Origin of the sequence: Gemella sp. 27098_8_155 (assembly GCF_041433725.1) — a bacterium.
GTDB classification, from domain to species: domain Bacteria; phylum Bacillota; class Bacilli; order Staphylococcales; family Gemellaceae; genus Gemella; species Gemella haemolysans_D.
Genome location: NZ_JAPWCA010000007.1, coordinates 64,999 through 86,804, shown reverse-complemented (window position 1 = coordinate 86,804; position 21,806 = coordinate 64,999). Strand labels below are relative to the sequence as shown.

Below are 21,806 nucleotides of genomic sequence, written 5' to 3'. Positions count from 1 at the left end.
ATGAATTATTTATTAATATTTCATTAGAGATAGTTGATTTTTAATTGTTTTAAAATTTAATTTGTATTAAAATATATAGTGGATAAAAAATAAAGGATAAGGATAACATGAAATTATCGGATACGATTTATACGACTGATCAACATAAGCAATCAAAAGACATATTTTTAATAATACTAGGAACAGTATTATTCTCAATTTATGCTGGATTGTTAATACCTGTTAATAATATTGGAGCAGGTGGTGCATTAGGATTAAGTTTAGTAATTAATAAAATAACTGGGATAAAAATAGGGACAGCACAATTTGTTTTAAATGTTCCATTATTTTATTTAGGTTATAAATATATAGGAAGAAAATTTGTAATACTAACAGGATTAGTGATTAGTATTTCATCATTTTTAATTAATAATTTACCTAAGATAATAACTCCTGTTAACCTTGGAGATTCGCTTGTAGCAGCAATCTTCTGTGGAATTATTTCGGGATTAGCCATGTGTTGTCTGTTGGTTGCTGGAGCTTCAACTGGTGGAACGGATATAACAGGTAAGTTTATTACTAAGCAGTTCAAATATAATTTACCAACAGTTTTTTTAATACAAGATATAACAATATATATAATAGTGTGGATATTTTTTGATATTAAATATGTAATGTATGCACTTGTAATGAGTTTTGTACGTAATCAAACGATGAAAGGTGTTCAAAAATTCTTTTCAGCATATATACAATGTACAATAATTTGTAGTAATCCGGAAAAAATGGTAGAACTGATAAATACTACCTTGCATAGAGGTTCTACAATAATGGATGTTGAAGGTGGATATTCTCACAAGAAAAAAAGAATGATTATCGTGGTTATTCAACAAAATGAGATGCATCTTTTAAGACAATTAGTAGCAAAAAATTGTCCAGAAGCATTTATTACAGTAACTGCGGTTAATACTATAGTTGGTAACTTTAAAGAACACTCATATAGGTTATAAGATAAATAAAATTACGGTTTGAAAACAGTTGTTTTTGAGCCGTATTTATTATAAATTAGTGGAGAATTTATTGAAAATAAAGAAAAGTTAAAAAGGGGAAATAAGTTGATAATTGACCATATTTGATATATAATAACAAGTGAAAAGAAAATTAGGAGGTAAGAAAATGAATTTAATTCCTACAGTAATTGAGCAAACTTCTCAAGGAGAAAGAGCTTATGATATTTATTCAAGATTATTAAAAGATAGAATCATTATTTTAGGATCGGATGTTAATGACCAAGTAGCTAATTCAATAACAAGTCAACTTTTATTTTTAGAAGCACAAGATAGTGAAAAGGATATCTACTTTTACATAAATTCACCAGGGGGAAGTGTAACGGCTGGATTTGCAATTTACGATACTATGCAACATATTAAATGTGATGTTGTAACTATTTGTATGGGTATGGCGGCTAGTATGGGAGCATTCTTACTTGCAGCAGGAACTATTGGTAAACGTTATGCACTTCCAAATGCGGAAGTAATGATTCACCAACCATTAGGTGGAGCACAAGGGCAAGCAACTGAAATTGAAATAGCAGCCAAACACATTTTAAGAACTCGTGAAAAATTAAACAAAATTCTAGCAGACAGAACTGGACAAACTATTAAAGCTATTGAACGTGATACAGAACGTGATAATTACTTAACTGCTGAAGAAGCATGTGAATATGGATTAGTTGATAAAGTAATGTATCCAGAAAATAACAAACCACAGAAAAAAGAGAAACCAAAAAAAGCTACGAAAAAAGTTGCTAAAAAATCAGAATAAATAAAAAAAGGAATTGGGCATGTAACCCGATTCCTTTTATATTTTCTTGATTTTTAAATTACTTACCATTAGATAAGAACATAATATTACTAAGATTAACGTAGCAATGCTTGGTAATTTTATAGGTGCGATAATCGCAAGAATTGTTCCACAAGTTGTGATAGGAACACCTTGGTAGTATCCATTTTTCATTTTTGTAACGTTGAATCTGGCTAAACGATAAGCCCCGCAACATACGTATACTCCGCAAATTATTGCAACTATTGTCGTTAAAATAGCTGATGGTTTTTCAGTAGTAACAAATATTTCAAAAACAAGCATAGCAGGTGCTACTCCGAAACTAACTACGTCACATAGAGAATCTAAATCGTGACCAATTTCAGAAACAACACCAAGTTTTCTTGCAACGATACCATCGTATCTATCTGCAAGCATGGCTAATATAATAAAGACAGTTCCCCAAATGAAATATCCGTGTGATGTAGTCAAAATTGACATGAATCCACAAAATATATTACATAAGGTAAGATAATTTGGTATGAAGTTTTTATTCATCTTAAAAGTCAACCTCCAATATTGATATTATAATTATAGTACAAATTTGAAATAATGTCTAAGAAAATATAAAATTTATAATAATTAAAGTTAGAAAATTTATATAAGTACGGTGTTGTTTATCCCGAAATAAAGTGTTATAATTAGGGTACAGTCGAATTTTGGGAGGTGTACTATGGAAAAGAATTTTAAAAATTTAAATTTTAAAAAAATTATTAAAGAGTTATTTATTATTTCTCTGGGATGTGCAATTTATTCTTTTGCTATTATGCATTTTAATGTTCCAAATAAACTTGCAGAAGGTGGGGGAACAGGGATAGCTCTGTTATTATTATATGCAATTGGACTACCTGTTTCTGTTGGTACAATTTTGGTGAATATACCTTTATTGGTAATTGGTTATAAAATGTTAGATAAGAAAACTATGTTATATACTGTTTATGGTATTTTTATGCTGACTTTTTGGATAGGTGTATTTGAAAAATACAATATTGCGATTGATATAGGTGGAGATAGATTACTTGCTTCTGTTTTTGGAGGAATTCTTGCTGGAATTGGACTTGGAATAGTCTTTTTAGCAGGTGGAACAACCGGGGGAGTCGATATTGTAGCTAAGATTATTCAGCTTTATACAGGAAGTTCAATTGGTAGAATAATTCAAGTTCTTGATGGAGTAATTATAGCTTTAACATTTGTAGTAGTTAAAAGTTTTCCTGCGATATTATATACTTTGATATATATATTTATTTGTACTAAAATGATTGACTATGTTGTTGAAGGCGGTGTTCCAGGAAAGGGTGTAATGATTGTTTCATCAGAGATAGAATTAATCACCAAAAGAATACAAGAAGATATGAATCGAGGCTTGACATATATTAAAGGTCAGGGAAGTTATTCTAAGAAAGATTTAAATATAGGATATTGTGTAGTTTCAAGAAATGAAATAGGGAAAGTAAAATCCATCGTTTATAATATTGATCCACGGGCTTTTGTAACAATCACCGAAGTGCATGACATTATTGGTGAAGGATTCAGTTTTGATCAACCGAAGAAAACGAGATTATCGTTTAAGAATAAATTATAAAAAAGGATGTATGGGAGTGACTTTATAAAGATGATTTTTTATGAATCATAAGTCTAAAGTCGCCCCTGTTATTATTCAATACAAGGAGGAAAAAATCAAAAAAAGTATGTTTAAGAATTATTATATAAGATTAGTAAGTTTAATATTATTAATAGCTGTTTGTTGTTCAGTATTTGGACAGATATTATTAAAACTCATAGAGGTAACAAGTGATTATTACAAGTATTTGATAGTGTTGACACCTATAATATTACTTTTTACAAAATTTAGTAATAAGTATTTAAAAACTAATACGATAGGAATGAAATATTTTATTGAAGCTGCAACTGATAAAAAAGATAAGGTATCATGGAGTTTTCCATTGATATTAACGTTAAATACTTTATTGGCACATGGATTTGGAGTAAGTGTCGGACGTGAAGGGGTTGCTGTTCAGTTAGGCGGAGCTATCGGAGGTAATCTTGCTGGCAGAGATTTCAGTAAGGAGAAGAAACAATTTTTTGTTAAATTAGGAATGATTTGTGGTTTTGCTGGATTGTTTCAGACGCCACTTGCTGCGGTAGTATTTATTTTAGAAGTTGTTAGTGAAAGATTTAATTTTACAGTGAATAAGGTATATGAGTATATAACATATATCATCGGAGCATATATTAGCGCCTTTGTTTCACATAAATTAGGTTTAGAGAAGTTCTTTGTAAGAATAGACATAAGTAAGGTGAATATAAATATAGAATTTTTATTAAAGATAATTTTAATCGGTATAGTTTTCGTATTTGTAGGAATTTTCTTTGTTGTTATTCAAAGAAAAATTAAAGAAATAGTAGCATCAAATAATAAAATTAGTTGGATCCTTTTGATTGTATTTATTCTAGTTAGTTTTATTTTTGAATATAGATACGCTTCGTTAGGAACAAATTTAATTGGCCTTTCTTTCACAAACTTTGAGCAAATTCAAATTTATGATTTTATATTGAAGATTATTTTAACAGCGATTTGTACAGGTATTGGTTTTAGTGGTGGAGAAGTTACGCCGCTATTTGCAATAGGAGCTACATGTGGAGTAATTCTGGGAACGTATTTAGGTTTACCTATTTTAGTAACTGCAGCCCTAGGATATTGCCTTGTATTCTCAGCAGCTACTAAAACGTACATTGCTCCTATACTTCTTGCTTTAGAAGTATTTGGTTATAAGCTTATGTTTTTTGCAATTGTACCTGCATTTTTAATTTATTTAATAAATAAAAAGTATAGTATATATAAGTAATAAAGATATAGAAGAAACCCTAGTGTGATTACTCACATTAGGGTTTAGTTTTTAGAGTCCAAGTATATTAAGTATTTCTTTTTTATATTTTAATTTTTGTTCATCTTGATTTTCTTTGTCAAGATTAATTTTAATTTCTGATACTATTTCACCAGGTTTGTTTTTTATGATATAAATTCTATCGCTAAGATCAATTGATTCATCGATATCGTGGGTAATAAGTAGAGTAGTTAGGTCAAATTTATTCTTAATTTCTAAATACCAAGAGTGCAGCGAAATTTTAGTAATTGCATCGAGTGCACTAAATGGCTCATCTAGTAAGAATAGTTCTTCTTTAAACATATATGTACGAAGTAGTGCGATTCTTTGGCGCATACCTCCACTTAACTCGCTAGGATATTTATCTTTATATTCATAAAGGTTAAATAATTTTAGACTGTTTATAGCTTCTTCTTCAGCTTCTTTTTTACTGACTTTTCTTATCAGAAGCGGAAGTGTTATATTTTGAATAATAGTCTTATGCTCTAGTAGTAAATCTTTTTGAAGCATATAACTAACACGACCTTTATAGTCTGTGTTTCCTTTTATTGATATTTCTCCACTTTGTAGAGGATTGATACCTGCGATAATATTAAAAAGTGTAGTTTTACCAACACCACTACCACCAAGTATTGATACGACTTCGCCTTTGTCGACGTATATATTTATATCGTGTAATATTTTATTGTTCGGATAATTGAAAGATAAGTTTTTTATTGATAATATGTTCATTATTTTATAAAGTCATTGCTGAATCCAGTATTTTCTGCAAGAGGTTTTTCAGTGATTTTGTTGTCGTTAACCCAACGGTAGAATGCATTCCATCTGTTAGCGTCGAATTCACCCCAGTGATCTTTGTTTGATGCATATTGTTTAGATAAATATTTTTGAGATTCAACGATGAAATCTTTTTTATCTTTTAATTCTGGAGCGTTTTTAATTAAAATCTCTGCAGCTTCTTCAGGATGTTCTATAGCGTAGACATATCCTTTCTTAATAGCTTTAAGAACTTTTTTAGCTTCTTCTTTATTTTCTTTTAAGTAATCATTATTTGCAATAATTACTGGAGAATAGTAGTCTAAGTCTTTATTGAAATCTTTTAAGTAGAAGTAGTTAATATCTAATTTCATACTTTCTGCTAATTTACCATCCCAAGCATAGTAGATCCAAGCAGCATCGAAAAGACCATTTTCTAATGGAGTAACAGAATTAGTATCTGTGTTTGGAGCTAAGTTTAATTTATTAGCGTCCCCTCCTTGTTTTTGAATTAGTGATTTAACCATTGCTAATTCTACTGGATCATTCCAAGTTCCATATTTTTTACCTTCAAGGTCTTTAGGTTCTTTAATATTGTTTTTCTTAAGTGAAATAATACCAGATGTGTTGTGTTCGATAATGGCAGCTACAGCAGTGATTCCTGCTCCTTTAGAAAGTTTGTTAGCCATTGAGTCTTGGTAATAAATTCCAAAAGGTGCCTTATTGTTAATAATTAAATCAGAAGTACTATCTTCAGGTGCTGGTTTAATATCAAGATCGATACCTTCTTCAGCAAAGTATCCTTTTTCCTTCGCTACATATAGACCCGTATGGTTAGTATTAATCGCCCAGTCAAGAACGAAGTCGACTTTTTTAAGTTCTTTTTTCTCTGCATTTTTATTAACTGTGCTACATGCAGTTAATGAAATTGCTAAGATAAATGCAAAAATGCTAGTTAATATCTTTTTCATGATTTTCTCCTATATATTTCCATTTAATAAATTTTTTCTCACTTAGTTTAACAAGTTCAATACTTAGTAAACTGATAACTGATACTAATATGATAATTGCGAACATAGTATCATATTCAAAAAGTTTTTTTGCTTTAATCATGTATACTCCAAGTCCTTCAAATCCTCCAAGCCATTCAGCTACTACTGCAGCGATAAATGCATAAGAGACGCTGACTCTAAGTCCTGCATAGAAATAGCTAAGACTAGTAGGAATTTTAACATGCCAAAGTATTTGGAATTTACTTGCATTCATAAGGCGTAAAAGAGTAATCATATCTTTATCGCAGTTTCTAAATCCATCTAGAATACTAACAACTATTGGGAATGTTGTTGTTAAAACAATTAATACAATCTTTGGAGTTAGTCCATATCCAAGCCAAAGAACAAGGATAGGGGCTATGGCTATAGTTGGAATAGTTTGAGTTAGTACTAAAAGTGGATAAATGGTCTTATTAAATATTGGTATACTATCCATAATTAAAGCAAGAAGCCAAGCTATGACTATTCCTAGGAATAATCCTATTATAGCTTCGAGTAGGGTGATTTTGCTGTGAAAAATTAATAGTTGATAGTTTTTTATAAATGCTTTTACTATTTCAATGGGTGTTGGAATAATGTATTTAGGCAATAAACCAAGATTTCCAGCACCTTGCCAAATTATGATTAAACACAACATAGAAATAGTTGCAGCGTATTTGTTAATTAAATTTGCTAATTTTCTCATCAATTGTTAAAACATCTCCGTAGTTAATTTTCACATTTGCAAAAATATTTTTGCTGTCCTCACCCGCTAGGACTAAACATTCTTTTAATGTATCCATTAAATCATTGAATTCTCCTTCAATAACTGTTTCAAATGGAGTTACCTTAATATTAGAATGTTTATTTTGTAGAAAATAGATAACTTTATCTATAATTTCTATTCTTCCATCATGCTTATCAAGTGGAAGAATTTGTAATGCAATACTGCAATTTATCAAAATAAAAAACCTCCTTACAATATAAGGGGGGTCTAAGTTTTGTCTTTAAGCTAAGTCTACCTACGCTGGCATTATCCAGATCAGGTGCGGTCGAAATATTGATATTTCCTCTCAGACTGTTCACAGACTCCCGTATAAATAATTATAGCATAACGGTAAAATAATTCAATAATAGTGCTTTCAAGGGACTGACTCAAAGAGTGCGATTTCGGAGAAACAAGATTTTATCGAGCTATCCCCGCAAAGTTTATTAGATACGAAAAAAGCTTTTGTTGAATTTAGATCGCGATTAACCAATGCGTCTATGAGTTCTCATATGAACTTTGTTAAATTTTAGGACTTTTGAATCAGTCCCAAATAAGTAAGTTTTTAAATTAGGTGAGATGAGTAGATTAAATACTTTATTCTTAGTATAGAGATCTAAAATCACAGTAATGTTAATAATTATAATAACAATAGTATAAAAGAATAATTTTTGATTTTTCTTTTGATATATGATAGAATTATTAATCATAAATAAAATAAAAGAGGGATATACCAGTGAAAATTTTAAGAGAAATTATGGAATGGGTAGTAGTTGTTGTAGTTTCGATAGCTATTTATCTTGTTCTAAGCACATATGTTATTGCACCTTTCACAGTAAAAGGTCACTCAATGGATTATACATTCGCTGATAACGATAAAGTTTTCGTTAATAAATTTAGTAAAAACTTTGAACGTGGAGATGAAGTTGTTTTCCACGCTAATGAAACTGATGATTATATTAAACGTATAATTGGAGTTCCTGGAGATACTATTGAGTACAGAAACGACGTATTATATGTAAATGGTCAAAAAGTAGATGAGCCATACTTAGCTCAGAAAATAAAAGAAGCTAAGGCTTCAGGAACAGCACCATTTACACCGGACTTTAATATTGAATTTTTAAGTAGTACAAAATCTAAGACTGTACCTGAAGGAACATACTTTGTACTTGGAGATAACAGACAACATAGTACGGACAGTCGTGTATTTGGATTTGTTAAAAAAGAAGCGATGATTGGAAAAGTAAGTTTAAGATACTATCCATTTAGTTCGTTCAAATTCTTTTAATATTCAATCATAAAGAAAATTATATATATCGGATTATTTTAGTTGCTAAAAATATTGCGTTATGCTAGAATAATATACGGGCACTCTTAAAGAGTGATTTAAGAAACCACCCCCTGCGATAATTTCGTAGGGGGTTTATTATTTTTAATAGAAGGAGAACACAATGACAAAGTATATTTTTGTAACAGGTGGAGTAGTTTCATCATTAGGAAAAGGGATTGTAGCGGCATCAGTAGGTCGTGTATTAAAAAATAGGGGATTAAAAGTAACTTTACAAAAGTTTGATCCATATTTAAACGTTGACCCAGGAACAATGAGTCCATATCAACACGGAGAAGTTTTCGTTACAGAAGATGGAGCAGAAACAGATTTAGACTTAGGGCACTATGAGAGATTTATCGATGTTAACTTAGGACAATATTCTAACGTAACTGCAGGACGTGTTTATTCTTCAATTATTGAAAAAGAACGTCGTGGAGATTACTTAGGAGGAACAGTTCAAGTAATTCCTCACGTAACAAACGAAATTAAATCACGTGTATTATTAGCAGGAGAATCTAGTGATGCGGATGTAGTTATCACTGAAATCGGTGGAACAACAGGAGATATCGAATCTTTACCATTCTTAGAAGCTATCCGTCAAATCCGTAGTGATTTAGGGCGTGAAAATGTATGTTTCATTCACTGTACATTATTACCATACATTAAAGCTGCTGGAGAAATGAAAACTAAACCAACTCAACAATCAGTAAAAGAGTTACGTGGATTAGGTATTCAACCAGATATTATCGTAGTTAGAAATGAGCTTGCTCTAAATGATGAACTACGTGCTAAAATTTCATTATTCTGTGATATTCCAAAACAAAACGTTATTGAAAGTCGCGATGTAAGTAATTTATACCAATTACCAGTAAATCTTAAAGCTCAAAAAATTGATGATATCGTATTAAAACACTTTGGTTTGACAGCGCCAGAAGCTGACATGACAGAGTGGTTATCATTAGTAGATAGAGTAGATAACTTAAAAGAAAATGTAAGAATCGCATTAGTAGGTAAATACGTAGAACTTCACGATGCTTATATTTCAGTAGTAGAATCACTTAAACATGCTGGTTACAAACATAATGCTAAAGTGAAAATTGATTGGATTCAATCTGAAGATATTACAGAAGAAAATGTACATGAATATCTAAAAGATGCAGATGGAATTTTAGTACCAGGAGGATTTGGTGATCGCGGAGTAGAAGGTAAAATTACTACTATTAAATATGCACGTGAAAACAATGTTCCGTTCTTCGGTATTTGCTTAGGTATGCAACTTGCTGCTGTTGAGTTTGCACGTAATGTATGTGGTTTAACTGGAGCACATTCATCTGAATTAGATCCAAATACACCATACCCAATTATTAACTTATTAGCAGATCAAGAAAATGTTGTTGAAATGGGAGGAACTTTACGTTTAGGAAGTTACCCATGTACATTGGCAGAAGGATCTGTGGCACACAAAGAATATGGAGAAATCAATATTACTGAGCGCCACCGTCACAGATATGAATTCAACAACTTCTATCGTGATCGTCTAACTGATAAAGGAATGGTGTTATCAGGTGTGAGCCCAGATGGAAAATTAGTTGAAATCGTTGAAATCCCTGAACACCCATGGTTTGTTGCTGGTCAATTCCACCCAGAATTCAAATCACGTCCAGAAAAAGCACACCCATTATTTGCTGGATTCATTAAAGCAAGTTTAGAAAATAAAAGATAAGAAATAGAGATTTAATATGGAATTATCAGGTTTAATAACAGAACTTGAAGAGAATCGTAATGAACTTTTAGCTGAATCTATGGAAAAGTACATGCAGGATAAATTTAGATTTCTTGGTATAAGAGGACCTAAAAGAACAGAATTATATAAGAAGTATTTTCCTACAGCTAGAAAAACAAAAGTAATAGATTGGAATTTTATTGAAACCTGTTGGAATAAAGAAGAAAGAGAATTTCAATATGCCGTAGTATATTATTTAAAAACGATGCAAAAGTTTTTAAATAAAGGTGATATTTCTAAGTTGAAGTATCTTGTAGTTACTAAGTCTTGGTGGGATACAGTTGATTTACTATCTAAGATTATTGGTGATGTTGTGAACCGTAGCAAGGAATTAAAAACTTTGATGTTAGAATGGTCTAAAAAAGAAAATGACATCTGGTTAAGAAGAGTTGCAATCTTACATCAATTATCATTCAAAGAGAATGTAGACAAACTTCTATTAGAGACAATACTAGAAGATAATTTGTGTGATAGTGAATTCTTTATTAACAAAGCTATAGGATGGGCACTTCGAGATTATTCAAAAGTTAATCCAGAATGGGTTAGAAAATTCATAGAAAAAAATAGAAGTGAAATGGCGAATCTTAGTTTAAGAGAAGCTAGTAAGTACTTAAATTAATAAAAAAGGAAGAGTGATTTTTAATTGCTCTTCTTCTTTTTTATTTTTTTTTTTTTTTGCATTATAATTGACGAGTCAACTATAATTAAGTTATAATGAAATTATCAATAATTGACTAGTCAATAAAAGAGAGGGTTATGTGAATGGACATAAGAGAATATGTAAATCTATTGCATGATTTGAAAGTGCTAGAGAGAAAGATTGCTCATATATTTGAGAAAAGATTAGGAATAAGTCTAACAAGATTTCAAATTATAAAATACTTATATGAGGTTGATGTAGCAACACCTAAACAGCTATCTAAGATTTTAGAAATAGACGCAGCTGCTATAACTAGACATTTAAAAAAACTAGAAGAAGCAGGATATATTAATAAGCGTCGTAATAAAGAAAATAATAGAGAAATCTATATAGAAATAACTGAAGCTTCAAAAAACAAAATTGATAGTTGTACTAAAGATACTGATATCAGAAATATTATCAGTGAGGATTTTACAGATGATGATCTAAAAAATCTGACTAAATTATTAGATAAATTTAATAAAAGTTTAATTTAAGAAAGAGGTATAAAAATGAATATAATATCAATTATTCTAACAGTGTTAGTAGCAGTACTATTTTTCTATATAATGTACTTAGAAACTTTTGTAACAGATTCAGATAGTACAAGTAGAGTATTTAATATTTCAAAAGAAGAATTGAAAAGACCGAATTTAAACACATTATTTAAAAATCAAGGTGTATATAATGGATTAATAGGTGTTGGACTTTTATATGGAACATTTTTCTCGAAAAATCCTAAAGAAGTAGTAGGAATGTTATTAGTTTATATTATACTTGTTGCTATATATGGTGGCTTAACAAGTGATAAAAAAATAATATTAAAGCAAGGAGGATTACCTATTCTAGCTTTAATATCATTATTTTTCTAGAGGTGAGATAAAATGGAGAAAACAGCGGTAATTATTGGGGCTACAGGAGCTGTAGGTAAAGAGATATTAAAAGAAATCTTAGCCGATAATTTTTATAATAAAGTGTATATTCTCGGTCGAGAGTCAATAGGTAAGTTAGACGATGAAGAGAGGTTGACTAAAATAATAGTTGATTTTGAAAACTTAAATTTTGATACAAGTATCCTAGAAGATGCAGATGTATTTGCAAGTCTTGGAACAACGATAAAAATTGCAGGATCAAAAGAAAATCAAAGAAAGATAGATGTAGATTATACAGTTAATTTTGCTAAACTATGTGAAGGTAAAGTAAGAAGTTTTAATGTAGTTTCTGCAATTGGTGCTAATAGTAAATCGAAAAACTTCTATAATTCATTAAAAGGAGAGTTAGAAGATAAATTAAAAGTAATGAATCTAGGAGTTCTTAGAATATTTCAGCCATCTCTTCTTATAAGTAAACGTGATGATAAGAGATTTTTGGAAGAATTATTTATGAAAGTATCGTCAGTTTTTCAACTTGTATTAAAAGGAAAAGCTAAAAAATATAGTCCAATCGAAGTTAGTGTACTAGGTAGAGAAATTGTTCGCTTTGCAATAGAGAATAAGGAACAAGGAACTTATACATATAAGGATTTTTAGAAGGAATATATGAATATATAATTTAAGATCCAGAAATAATCGATAGTTATTATCAATTATTTCTGGATTTTTATTTTAGCTTATTGTACAATAAAAGTATAATATAAAACGTTGAGGGTTATTATGAAAAAAGAAATGGGGCATAAATTTTTAAAAAAATTAGGTAAAACTAGATTAAGACCTGGAGGGGTGAAAGGAACTGATTTTCTACTTGCACATATAAAGTTTGAAGCTGGGAATCGTGTCTTAGAAGTTGCATGTAACAGAGGAATAAATCTAATATCTTTAGCAAAACGATATCCTAAGACTACCTTTATAGGAATAGATGTAGATAAAGAATCTATTTTAGAAGCACAACTTGAAGTTGTAAGGAATAATCTAAAGAATATAGAGTTTATGAGGGCGGATGCATTTCATTTAATATTCTCCGATAATAGTTTTGATTATATTATAAATGAAGCTATGCTAACTATGTTTAGTGATAAGAGTAAATCTAAAGCCTTAAATGAATATTATAGAGTATTAAAACCAGGCGGATTACTTCTGACTCATGACATACTGTTGTTAAATAATTATGAAGAAACGAAAAAGACATTGTCTGATGCAATTAATATGAATGTTTCTCCGTTACCGAAAGAAAATTGGCTATTATTATTTGAAGAAGCGGGCTTTAAGACGGTTAATAGTCTTTATGATAAACTTACATTACTCACTGTATCTGGACTTGTAGATGATGAAGGTATTTTAAATACGTTAAAAATAATAAAAAATGGATTTAAGAGAGAAAATAGATCACAGTTTATTAAGATGGGAGTAGTTTTTAAAAAATTGGAAAAAGATATGAATTTTATTTGTTTTGTTAACAAAAAAGTTCTATAATAAGAGTGTAAGCGTAATAAATATAAAATAGTTTTTAAATAAAGGAGAATTAATATGAGCGTAGGAATAATTTTTGAAGAAGCAGGTTTATTAAAAAAACATGATAGATTTAAATTAGTAAAAAAAGTAGGAAAACAGGGTGATGTAATTCCTAAACACAATCATCCAGAAGCTTTAGTAGTATTCACTTGTGTTAAAGGTGAAGTTAAAGTATTTTTAAATGATGAAGAAATTCATATCGTAGAACCAGGTAAGTTATTACATTTTGATGGTGATAATTATATTAATGCAGAATTTTTGAAGGATGGCGAAGTTTTTGTTACTTTAATTAATAAATAAGACTAAGATAATCTTCCTAATGTTTTCATAGCAATCTAGATTACTATTTTAAGGGAGGATAAATTATGTTAAATCAAGTAATTTTAATAGGAAGATTAGTAAAAAAACCGGAATTAAAAGAAAGTGATAAGAAAGTAAGTTATATTAAAGCTACTATTGCAGTTCAGTCTGATTTTAAGAATAAAGAAGGGAACTATGATACTGAATTTTTCGAATTTACTGCTTTTGGTAAAATTGCAGAAAATACAGCTAGATACTGTGAAAAAGGAAGTTTGCTTAATATAGTAGGTACTTTAAACAATAATGTTTATAAAGATAAAGACGGAGTAACCCACTATAGAATTAAAATCATAGCTAATAAAATTTCATTTTTAACTAAAGGATCTAAAAAAGAAGAAAAAGAAGCTGAAGATGTTTTTGTCTTAGGGCAATAGAAATAAAAAGTAAACTAGATTGCAAAACCTCTAACATGGTATAAACTTTGTTAGAGGTTATTTTTATACTTGTTTTTTATTTTATATGATATATAATAGTATATAAAAAAGTTAAATTTGAAAGGAAAGTGTAATATGGAAGAAGTAAAAATAAAATATTTTAAAAATAATAAATTGATGATGATACCAAAAAAAGAAAAAAATAAGCTTCTCGTTCTTCAAATAGTTTTAGAGATGTTGAAGGAAAAATCATTAGAGTTTACTGAGAAAGAATTAAACGAAGCAATTAAGGAGATTTATCCAGATTATTCTCTAATTAGAAGATATCTTGTTGATTATAAGTTTTTAGAAAGAGATAATTACGGTAGGATGTATAAGATTGTAGGGGAAAAAGATGAATAATACTAAATTTTATTATTTGTATAATATATTAGTTACGGTAGCATTATCATTTTTTAATCCAATTTTATATATTTATTTGTTGTCAAAAGATTTTTCTTTTGCTGAAGTAGGGCTTTATTTATCAATTTTTTGGTTAGTTTCTTTTATGACTGAGCTTCCTTGTGGGGCAATCACTGATAACATCGGAGCAAAAAATAGTATTCTTCTTAGTTCAGTTTTTAGGGTTATAGGTTTAATCTTATTGCTTAGTAATAGTTTAATTTTACTGTACATTTCTGCAATTTTATCTGCAGTTGCAGAATCGTTTCAATCTGGAACACTAACAAGTTGGTTAGTCAATGTAAACAATAAAAACAATGAAGAAATAGATATAGATAAAGTTCTTTCAAGAAGTTCACTGTATGCATTATTTTTCTCAGCAATTGTAGGTTTTATAAGTGCTAAATATGTGTATGTATATCATAAAAGTTTGTCAGTAATATTAAGTATGATAGTTTTTATTATTTCGTTGTTTATTACACTTTTATTTATGAAAAACTTAGAAAAGACTCAAAAAATATCAGTTGAGAAAATAAAAGATTCATTTGTAACAGTAAAAAACTCGTTAAAAGAAACACTATATGTTAAAAGTAGTATATTTCTTATGATACTTTTTGTTATTCCTTCTATCCTAGATCTTGGGCCATCAAACCAGTGGCAAGCTGTGTTTGAAAAGTTAGATGTTGATATTATCGGTTATATTTGGATTGGTATATCAGTTAGTGGAATGTTAGGAAGTGTAATATATGAAAAATTATCAAATAAATTATCAAAGCTACGCATTTTGTATTTCTTTGTAGTTGTAAATATTGGAATGCTATTAATGTTTGTTTTTATTCAAAATGTATATGCTAAATTTGTACTATTCATGATATATATTGTATTTTTCACTTTAATGAGTATACAGGTTAGTGTATTTATGCATAAATATCTAGTAAAAAGTGATGAAAATAGAACAACTACAGTTTCTATATTTTATACTTTTGAATCTATTATTGTAGCAATATTACTATCTGTAAATGGAGTATTAACTGATAAAGTAGGAATAGAAAATACATGGTTAGCATTTATGGCATTGGTAGGAGTAATTATTTTATCATTTATGTTGGTAAAGTTAAAAAAAAGAAGAATTAAATAGTTTAATTATTGATTTTAAGAATCTTCAATATAGAAAAGTCTATATTGAGGATTTTTTTGTAAAGGTAAACAATTGATGTTGCTTATTAGTTAGATTAATAGTAAAATAATTAGTATAAACTTATATACAAGGAGTTCATATTGTGAAAAAATACAAATTATCAATATTATTAGCAAGTGCAGTATTAGGAGGAGTAGGGGCAACTTATTTATCAGCTGAAGCTAATGAAGTTTCTGCGGCTGAGGTAAAAACAGAAGTAGTTACACCGACTACTACAACAGGAAAAAATGAAGTAAAACCTGCTGGAGCGACTACAACAAGTCCTCAAGCTACTGCTCCAAAAGAAGTAAAAAACATAGGGGAAGTACAAGGTGAAAGCCATGAAAGTCCTTTAGTTGGGAAAGAAGTAGTAATAAACAATGTTGTTGTAACTAAAACTGATCAAACTGGTTTCTATGTTCAAGATAAAGTGTCAGATAATAATCCAAAAACCTCTGATGCAGTATATGTCGCTTCAAAAGATAAAGTAGAATCAGGTGACTTATTAAAAGTTCAAGGAACTGTTAAAGAAGGTTATATGGAAGAATATTCTGTAAAACCAGGTCAAACTTTTAAAAAACCAGCTGGAAGCCTGACAGTTACTCAAATTATTAACGCAACTATAACAAAATTAGGGAAAGCAGATTTACCAAAAGCATTAAACATTTCTGAAAAAATGCCTAAAGACATAGTTGATAATACGCCAACTAAATATAATCCAGAAACAGAAGCTTTAGATTATTGGGAAAGTCTAGAGGGAATGCGTGTAGAGGTGACTAAACCAAAAGTTACTGGGCCGCAATATAAAGGTGATATTTATGTATTACCAGGTGACTACAAAGGTCAAAAACTTAATAACATCGGTGGAGTAAATCTTCGCCCTGGTGTACAAAACACAGAAGTACTACCTATTACAGTAGGGAATAAATTTGTAGCAAAAGCAAAAGACTACTTTAATGAAAATATTACAGGGGTAGTTACTTATAAAAATAAAACATATAAAATTGATCCATCTAGCGTACCAGCAATTCAAGATGGAGGATTAAAACGTGAAGTATCTAAAATTTATCCTTCAGAAGATAAATTAACAATTGCTTCTTACAATATTGAAAACTTCTCAGCAAACAACAAGGGTCATGATGAAACACCAGAGGAAAAAGTTGATAAAATTGCTAATTCATTTATAAAAGAAGTTCACAGTCCTGATATCATAACTCTTATTGAGGTTCAAGATAACAATGGTGGAGTAAATGATGGAACTGTTGATGGAGTTAAGAGTGGGGAAAAATTAGCTCAAAGAATTAAGAGTCTTGGTGGACCTGATTATAAATATACTGAGATAGCTCCAGTTGACGGAAAAGATGGTGGTAAACCGGGCGCGAACATTAGGGTAGCTTATTTATATAATCCTAAGAGAGTAACTCTAATTGGTAAAGAAAAAGGTGGAAGCGAGGAAGCTGCTCGTTTCGTTAATGGGCATCTTGAAAAAAATCCATCAAGAGTTGATCCTACAAGTGTTCACTTTGAAAAAGTTAGAAAATCATTAGCTGCTGAATTTGAATTTAAAGGTGAAAGAATAGTAGTAATTGCAAACCACTTAAAATCAAAATTAGGTGATGATGCAATCTATGGTTCTAACCAACCATCAGTAGAAAATACAAAAGCAAAACGTATTGAAGAGGCTAAAATTTTAAATGCCTTTATTAAAGAAGGATTACGTCAAAATCCAAACTTAAAATTTGTTCTTACAGGAGACTTCAATGACTTTGAATTTTCAGATAGTGTGAAAACAATCGTAGGAAATGAACTAGTTAACTTAATGGCTGAACATGAACAAGGAGATAGATACTCATACTTCTACCGAGGAAGTAACCAAAGTTTAGACAATATTTTAATTTCTAAAAACATTAAAGATAAAGTAGTCTTCTCTCCAGTTCATATTAATGCTTCATTCATGGAAGAACATGGACGTGCTTCTGACCATGATCCAGTAGTTGTGCAAATTGACTTCAGTAAGAAAGAAGTATCAACTACACCTGAACCAAGCCCAGCATCTAATCCAACTACAGAAGTAAAACCAGTTTCAGAAAATAAACCTTCAGAAAATGTAGCTTCTAATCCAAATCAAGAAGCAGCTAATTCAAAAGAAGTTAAGGAAGAAAGAACTGAACAAGGTAGCAAAGCTACAACTGAACAAGTTAAATCTGAAAAAGAGAAAACAAACAAAGGAGAAAACTTCTTTGGAAAAAATGTTCTTCCTAAAACTGGATTAAATTCTTCTAGTTCACTTCTATTTGCTGGATTAAGTGCAGTTGCTGCATTCATTTTAGGAAGAAAAAGAAATAAAAACTAATTAAAAATATTTAAATTTCACAGTAAAAATACTAAGAAACATTGATTTTTACTTAAACGGCTTAAAAAGAGATTTTATTAAATCATAATTTTAAGTCGTTTTTTATTGATATGTAAGTATAATCATTAGAGAAATAAGGCGAAATATGTTAAAATTTTATAGTTAAGCAAAATAATGATTGAGAGGTATATTAATCATGAAGACGAAATTATTTATAAATAATCTTGAAGTATTTGCTAATCATGGATTATTTGAAGAAGAAAATAGATTAGGTCAAAAATTTATTTTTAGTATTGAGTGTGAGCTTGATTATAAGAAGGCGTTGTTTAGTGATGAGATGACAGACAGCATAAGTTATGCTGATATTGCAGATGTAGTAGTAGAGACTGCAACTTTAAATACGTATAATTTATTAGAACGCCTAGCTGGAGAAATTTTAAAAAATATTTTTGAAAAGTTTCCTCAAATTGAAAATGTTAAGCTAGAAATTAATAAACCATCTGCACCTATAAAATATCATTTTGAACAATGTGGAGTAGTTATAGAAACAACACGTCAGGAGTTTGGATTATAATGATTATACTAGCATTAGGAACCAATATAGAGCCACGAGAGCAATATTTAAAAGATGCTTTAAGAAAAATAGAAGCGAGTAATCTTAAAATTACAAAACTAAGCAGTATTTACGAAACACCTGCATGGGGTGGAGTAGCTGATCAAAACTTTCTAAATATGTGTATAGAAATAGAAACTTCGTTAGAAGCATATGAACTACTAGATACTATTCAAAAGATAGAGTTAGAACTTGGTCGCATTAGAAAAGAGCACTGGGGAAATAGAACGATAGATATCGATATAATCACATATAATAATTTAGTTCTTAATGATGATAGATTGATTGTACCTCATAAATATATTCATGAAAGAAATTTCGTACTAGCTCCATTAGTAGAAATGTATGGAGATATAGATGTTGATGGTAAGAGTATAAAGCAATCATTAGACAAAATAACAGAAAAAATTAGTTTGTATAAAGAAAAATTGTAAAATGAAAGGATAGAAGATGTTTAAAATTAGAGAAATTGAAATACCGAACAGAGTAGTTTTAGCACCGATGGCAGGTGTATGTAATGCTGCGTTTCGTTTAACAGCTAAGGAGTTTGGTGCTGGATTAGTTTGTGCTGAAATGGTTAGTGATAAAGCAATTTTATTCAATAATAAAAAGACGATGAATATGTTATATATTGATCCAAGGGAGCGTCCATTAAGTTTACAAATATTTGGTGGAGAAATCGATACTTTGGTAGAAGCTGCGAAGTATGTTGATAAAAATACAGAAGCTGACATTATCGACTTAAATATGGGATGTCCAGTTCCAAAAATTACAAAAGTAGATGCCGGAAGTAAATTACTACTTGATCCAGATAAGGTATACGAGGTAATTGCGCGTCTAGTAGATTCAGTATCCAAGCCTGTAACTGTAAAAATGCGTATGGGATGGGATGATGAACATATTTATATAATGGATAATGCAAGAAATGCAGAGCGCGCTGGAGCTAGTGCAATAGCTATTCATGGTAGAACAAAAGTTCAAATGTATAGTGGAAAAGCTAACTGGGATGTTATTAAAGATGTTAAAAAAGAGCTTAAAATTCCAGTTATCGGAAACGGTGATGTAACTACTCCAGAATTAGCTAAGAAGATGTTAGATGATACTAACTGTGATGCAGTCATGATTGGACGTGCAGCTTTAGGAAATCCATGGATGTTATATCGTACAGTTAAATATTTAGAAACTGGTGAATTAACAGAAGAACCAACACCAAGAGAAAAAATTGATGTATGTTTATTGCACCTAAGAAGACTTATGGAAATTAAGCCTGAGAAAGTTGCAGTTCATGAAATGAGAAAACATGCTGCATACTACATGAAAGGTATTAAAGGTGGAGCAAAAGTTAAAAAAGAATTAAATACCTTAAATTCATATGCAGAAATGGAGAACTTATTTGGTGAATTCTTAGATTATCTTGAATCAGGAGTAGCAGCACCTAAAAAAGAAATCATAATTTAATGTGTTGAATTATTGATTAATTATTATATGAAATATAGCAAAAAAGAAACTGTAGTCAATTAGGTACGGTTTCTTTTTTATTTTTATATTTTGAATAATTATTAATATTATAATATTCAAATACAACTGTAAAGCTTATTAAAATAAGCACTTTATGAATGTCAGTAGAGTATAGATTAGAATTGTTAATGAAAAATGTTTAAGAAAATTATAATAATCAAGGATTATTATTTTAGAAAATTATCTAGAAAATAATAATTTGATGTGTTATAATAATTTTAAAAGAAAACGTTTTAAAGATAAGGTAGGTATATTATGACTAGAAAGGCAAAAATTATCGCAACTTTAGGAAACAGTACAGAAGAACTATTAGAATATATTATAGAAAATGGGGCAGATGCTATCTTAATAGATAATTATTATGGATGCACAGAAGAGTGCGATTTTAGAATTAATAAAATAAAAGAGTTAAGAGAAAAATTAAATAAAAATACTGCAATAATTTATGATTTAGATCATATATATGCAGAAAGTAAATATAAACTTATAAAAATTGAAGAGAACAATGTTCATTTTGCTTGTCAAAATGATGTTGATTTTGTTGCCTGCCCATTTGTTAGTAATTTGGATGAAATTAGAAAAGTAAAAAGTATACTTCAAGCTAATGAGAAGAAAGATATTGGATTAATTGTAAAAATAGATTGTAAAGAAGCATATGAAAATATCGATGAGATTATTCAATTTGCAGATTCAATAATGATTAATAGGGATGAGCTAGGTATGGAATTACCTTACCAAAATTTACCTAGTATCCAAAAAGAAATTATTAGAAAAGCTAATGATTCAACAAAAGAAGTAATATTAACAACGCAGATGCTTCATTCAATGATCTATAATCCAAGACCGACACGTGCGGAAGTATCTGACGTAGCTAATGCAATTATAGATGGTGTTGATGCAATCATGTTAATCGAAGAAACAGCAATAGGGAATTATCCTAAAGAAGCATTAGAAACAGTTGATAGAATAATTACCTACATCGAAAATCAAGATAGAGTAAAAGATGATGATTCGGAAGAATATAAACATCACAAAATGAATATTGCGCATGCAATCTCCTTATCAACTAAATATCTTCTTGATTCTGTTGATGTTAATAATATAGTAACTTATACTAAATCGGGAAGTACTGCGAAGTTTATCGCAAGATATCGACCAAAAGTTCCAATATTAGCAGTAGTGCCAACAAAACAAAAAGCTAGAAAATTAGCATTAACACGAGGTGTTACTACATTCATAGAAGAAAAAACACTATCAATGGAAGAAATGCTAAATTGTGCACCGAATTTTTCTAAAGAGTCTGGTTTAGCAAAAGAAGGAGATTTAATTCTAATTACAGCAGGACAACCAGATTTAGGAAAAGACAATGTTCCACCTACTGACTTTGTAAATATTAGACAAGTTTAAAATAATAAAATAAACCATAATAAGGGTGA

General features: G+C 29.6%; 25 protein-coding genes. 20 read left to right on the top strand and 5 right to left on the bottom strand.

What is annotated here, in order from left to right:
• Positions 1–107: 107 nt before the first annotated feature.
• On the top strand, positions 108–986 hold the full coding sequence (locus O5Y44_RS04715) for a YitT family protein (RefSeq protein WP_371465626.1): 879 nt from the start codon (positions 108–110) through the stop codon (positions 984–986).
• A 166-nt stretch (positions 987–1,152) separates the two neighbouring features.
• Positions 1,153–1,800 (top strand): ATP-dependent Clp endopeptidase proteolytic subunit ClpP, encoded by a 648-nt coding sequence (clpP, locus tag O5Y44_RS04710; protein WP_102169953.1) that lies wholly within the window; start codon positions 1,153–1,155, stop codon positions 1,798–1,800.
• A 36-nt stretch (positions 1,801–1,836) separates the two neighbouring features.
• On the opposite strand, the gene pssA is transcribed toward clpP, so the two are convergent.
• Positions 1,837–2,355: a CDP-diacylglycerol--serine O-phosphatidyltransferase gene (pssA, locus tag O5Y44_RS04705; RefSeq protein ID WP_003147165.1), complete on the bottom strand. Its 519-nt coding sequence runs from the start codon at positions 2,353–2,355 to the stop codon at positions 1,837–1,839.
• Between the two features lie 175 nt (positions 2,356–2,530).
• On the opposite strand from pssA, the gene O5Y44_RS04700 reads away from it, so the two are divergent.
• Positions 2,531–3,439, top strand: a complete 909-nt coding sequence (locus O5Y44_RS04700; RefSeq protein ID WP_271965908.1) for a YitT family protein — start codon at positions 2,531–2,533, stop codon at positions 3,437–3,439.
• A gap of 106 nt (positions 3,440–3,545) precedes the next feature.
• The gene (locus O5Y44_RS04695) at positions 3,546–4,703 is read left to right on the top strand and encodes a chloride channel protein (protein ID WP_271965907.1); all 1,158 of its coding nucleotides are present in this window, start codon (positions 3,546–3,548) and stop codon (positions 4,701–4,703) included.
• Positions 4,704–4,754: 51 nt separating this feature from the next.
• On the opposite strand, the gene O5Y44_RS04690 is transcribed toward O5Y44_RS04695, so the two are convergent.
• Genes O5Y44_RS04690 through O5Y44_RS04675 form a run of 4 tightly spaced genes read right to left on the bottom strand, consistent with a single transcriptional unit; the run spans position 4,755 to position 7,491 of the window.
• Entirely contained in the window at positions 4,755–5,474 is a 720-nt protein-coding gene (locus tag O5Y44_RS04690) for an ABC transporter ATP-binding protein (RefSeq protein WP_316447740.1), read from the bottom strand.
• Positions 5,474–6,469, bottom strand: a complete 996-nt coding sequence (locus tag O5Y44_RS04685) for an ABC transporter substrate-binding protein (RefSeq protein ID WP_003147161.1) — start codon at positions 6,467–6,469, stop codon at positions 5,474–5,476. The genes O5Y44_RS04690 and O5Y44_RS04685 overlap by 1 nt, the downstream gene beginning before the upstream one ends.
• Positions 6,450–7,235 carry an ABC transporter permease gene (locus O5Y44_RS04680; RefSeq protein ID WP_048803306.1) on the bottom strand — a complete coding sequence of 262 codons (786 nt, stop codon included), beginning with the start codon at positions 7,233–7,235 and terminating at the stop codon, positions 6,450–6,452. Before O5Y44_RS04680 ends, O5Y44_RS04685 begins: the two co-directional genes overlap by 20 nt.
• Positions 7,210–7,491: a thiamine-binding protein gene (locus O5Y44_RS04675; protein WP_371465625.1), complete on the bottom strand. Its 282-nt coding sequence runs from the start codon at positions 7,489–7,491 to the stop codon at positions 7,210–7,212. The genes O5Y44_RS04680 and O5Y44_RS04675 overlap by 26 nt, the downstream gene beginning before the upstream one ends.
• A 540-nt stretch (positions 7,492–8,031) precedes the next feature.
• Between O5Y44_RS04675 and lepB the strand changes: the two genes are divergently transcribed.
• The 16 genes from lepB to O5Y44_RS04595 all read left to right on the top strand — a co-directional run bounded on the left by lepB (position 8,032) and on the right by O5Y44_RS04595 (position 21,777).
• On the top strand, positions 8,032–8,583 hold the full coding sequence (gene lepB / locus O5Y44_RS04670) for a signal peptidase I (RefSeq protein ID WP_048803307.1): 552 nt from the start codon (positions 8,032–8,034) through the stop codon (positions 8,581–8,583).
• Positions 8,584–8,746: 163 nt separating this feature from the next.
• Complete coding sequence (locus tag O5Y44_RS04665; RefSeq protein WP_271965904.1) at positions 8,747–10,348, top strand: CTP synthase; 1,602 nt, start codon at positions 8,747–8,749, stop codon at positions 10,346–10,348.
• A 16-nt stretch (positions 10,349–10,364) separates the two neighbouring features.
• Entirely contained in the window at positions 10,365–11,027 is a 663-nt protein-coding gene (locus O5Y44_RS04660) for a DNA alkylation repair protein (protein WP_371465623.1), read from the top strand.
• A 143-nt stretch (positions 11,028–11,170) separates the two neighbouring features.
• Entirely contained in the window at positions 11,171–11,584 is a 414-nt protein-coding gene (locus O5Y44_RS04655) for a MarR family winged helix-turn-helix transcriptional regulator (protein ID WP_271965901.1), read from the top strand.
• A 15-nt stretch (positions 11,585–11,599) separates the two neighbouring features.
• Complete coding sequence (locus tag O5Y44_RS04650) at positions 11,600–11,959, top strand: DUF1304 domain-containing protein (protein ID WP_371465622.1); 360 nt, start codon at positions 11,600–11,602, stop codon at positions 11,957–11,959.
• A 12-nt stretch (positions 11,960–11,971) separates the two neighbouring features.
• Positions 11,972–12,616 (top strand): NAD(P)H-binding protein, encoded by a 645-nt coding sequence (locus O5Y44_RS04645; RefSeq protein ID WP_371465621.1) that lies wholly within the window; start codon positions 11,972–11,974, stop codon positions 12,614–12,616.
• Positions 12,617–12,739: 123 nt separating this feature from the next.
• Positions 12,740–13,495 carry a class I SAM-dependent methyltransferase gene (locus O5Y44_RS04640; RefSeq protein WP_271988141.1) on the top strand — a complete coding sequence of 252 codons (756 nt, stop codon included), beginning with the start codon at positions 12,740–12,742 and terminating at the stop codon, positions 13,493–13,495.
• A 54-nt stretch (positions 13,496–13,549) separates the two neighbouring features.
• Positions 13,550–13,834: a cupin domain-containing protein gene (locus O5Y44_RS04635; protein WP_271988139.1), complete on the top strand. Its 285-nt coding sequence runs from the start codon at positions 13,550–13,552 to the stop codon at positions 13,832–13,834.
• 65 nt (positions 13,835–13,899) lie between these two features.
• Positions 13,900–14,268, top strand: coding sequence for a single-stranded DNA-binding protein (locus O5Y44_RS04630; protein ID WP_048802277.1), 369 nt, complete (start codon positions 13,900–13,902; stop codon positions 14,266–14,268).
• A 135-nt stretch (positions 14,269–14,403) separates the two neighbouring features.
• Positions 14,404–14,670, top strand: a complete 267-nt coding sequence (locus O5Y44_RS04625; protein ID WP_271988137.1) for a DUF2087 domain-containing protein — start codon at positions 14,404–14,406, stop codon at positions 14,668–14,670.
• On the top strand, positions 14,663–15,847 hold the full coding sequence (locus O5Y44_RS04620; RefSeq protein WP_271988136.1) for an MFS transporter: 1,185 nt from the start codon (positions 14,663–14,665) through the stop codon (positions 15,845–15,847). Before O5Y44_RS04625 ends, O5Y44_RS04620 begins: the two co-directional genes overlap by 8 nt.
• 142 nt (positions 15,848–15,989) lie before the next feature.
• Positions 15,990–18,239 carry an endonuclease/exonuclease/phosphatase family protein gene (locus O5Y44_RS04615; protein ID WP_271965893.1) on the top strand — a complete coding sequence of 750 codons (2,250 nt, stop codon included), beginning with the start codon at positions 15,990–15,992 and terminating at the stop codon, positions 18,237–18,239.
• Positions 18,240–18,435: 196 nt separating this feature from the next.
• Positions 18,436–18,813 carry a dihydroneopterin aldolase gene (folB, locus tag O5Y44_RS04610; RefSeq protein WP_271965892.1) on the top strand — a complete coding sequence of 126 codons (378 nt, stop codon included), beginning with the start codon at positions 18,436–18,438 and terminating at the stop codon, positions 18,811–18,813.
• Complete coding sequence (gene folK / locus O5Y44_RS04605) at positions 18,813–19,286, top strand: 2-amino-4-hydroxy-6-hydroxymethyldihydropteridine diphosphokinase (protein WP_271965890.1); 474 nt, start codon at positions 18,813–18,815, stop codon at positions 19,284–19,286. The genes folB and folK overlap by 1 nt, the downstream gene beginning before the upstream one ends.
• A 16-nt stretch (positions 19,287–19,302) precedes the next feature.
• On the top strand, positions 19,303–20,310 hold the full coding sequence (gene dusB, locus O5Y44_RS04600) for a tRNA dihydrouridine synthase DusB (protein ID WP_271965888.1): 1,008 nt from the start codon (positions 19,303–19,305) through the stop codon (positions 20,308–20,310).
• Positions 20,311–20,625: 315 nt separating this feature from the next.
• Positions 20,626–21,777, top strand: coding sequence for a pyruvate kinase (locus O5Y44_RS04595; protein WP_271965886.1), 1,152 nt, complete (start codon positions 20,626–20,628; stop codon positions 21,775–21,777).
• The last annotated feature ends 29 nt before the right edge of the window (positions 21,778–21,806 follow it).